Raw genomic sequence first — 1,213 nt, 5'->3', positions numbered from 1 at the left:
CGCCGGCCCTCGATGTTGTCGTCATGTGTCCCGATCTGTGCCGTGCTTCCCCCGACGGCAGAGCCGGCGGGCAGGTCCCGCTACCAACCGGTAGATTCGAAGCCGCCGAACGTCTGCCTGAAACTTGTTCTAGATTAGCGCGAGCGGTTACGCTCCGGCGAAACTGCAGTGAGAAGGGGGCCGTACGTGACCGCCGAGGTGCCACTGCGCATCGCCCTGCTCAGCTACAAGGGCAACCCCTACTGCGGCGGACAGGGCGTCTACGTCCGCCACCTCTCGCGCGAGCTGGCCCGCCTCGGCCACCGGGTCGAGGTGATCGGCGCCCAGCCCTACCCCGTACTCGACCCCGGCGTCACCCTGACGGAGCTGCCCAGCCTCGACCTCTACCGGCAGCCCGACCCGTTCCGCACCCCCGCGCGCGGCGAGTACCGCGACTGGATCGACCTCCTCGAAGTCGGCACGATGTGGACCGGCGGCTTCCCCGAGCCGCTGACCTTCAGCCTCCGCGCCCGCCGCCACCTGGCCGCCCGGCGCGGCGACTTCGACGTCGTCCACGACAACCAGACCCTCGGCTACGGCCTCCTCGGCGGCGCCCGCGCCCTCGGCGCCCCGCTCGTGACCACCGTGCACCACCCGATCACCGTCGACAGGGACCTGGAGCTGGCCGCCGCCCCCGACCGGCGGCGGCGCTTCTCGGTGCGCCGCTGGTACGGGTTCACGCGCATGCAGCGCCGCGTCGCCCGCCGGCTGCCGGCCGTGCTGACGGTCTCCGGCTCGTCCCGTACGCAGATCACCGACCAGCTAGGGGTGCGCCCCGAGCGGGTCCACGTGGTGCCGATCGGCGCGGACACCGACCTGTTCACCCCCGACCCGGCGGTGGCGCGGGTGCCGGGCCGGATCGTCACCACGGCGAGCGCGGACGTGCCGCTGAAGGGGCTGGTCCACCTCGTCGAGGCGCTGGCGAAGATCCGTACGGAACAACCGGACGCGCACGTGGTGGTCGTCGGCAAGCGGACCGAGGACGGGCCGGTCGCGCAGGCCGTCGAGCGCTTCGGGCTGGGCGGGGCGATCAGGTTCGTCACCGGCATCAGCGACGACGAACTGGTCGGCCTGCTGCGCAGCGCGCAGGTCGCGTGCGTGCCCTCGCTGTACGAGGGCTTCTCGCTGCCCGCCGCCGAGGCGATGGCGACGGGCACGCCCCTGGTCGCCACCA

At 72.6% G+C, this 1,213-nt stretch carries 1 protein-coding gene; it reads left to right on the top strand.

What is annotated here, in order from left to right; translation table 11 throughout:
- Positions 1-186: 186 nt before the first annotated feature.
- Positions 187-1,213, top strand: a 1,027-nt coding sequence (locus H5J30_RS34335) for a glycosyltransferase family 4 protein (RefSeq protein ID WP_181791725.1), incomplete at its 3' end; no start/stop codon positions are given.

Origin of the sequence: Streptomyces phytophilus, assembly GCF_013870535.1 — a bacterium.
GTDB classification, from domain to species: Bacteria; Actinomycetota; Actinomycetes; order Streptomycetales; family Streptomycetaceae; genus Streptomyces; species Streptomyces phytophilus.
The sequence above is the reverse complement of the archived record's forward strand: the minus strand, read 5'-3'. Positions and strand labels throughout refer to the sequence as shown.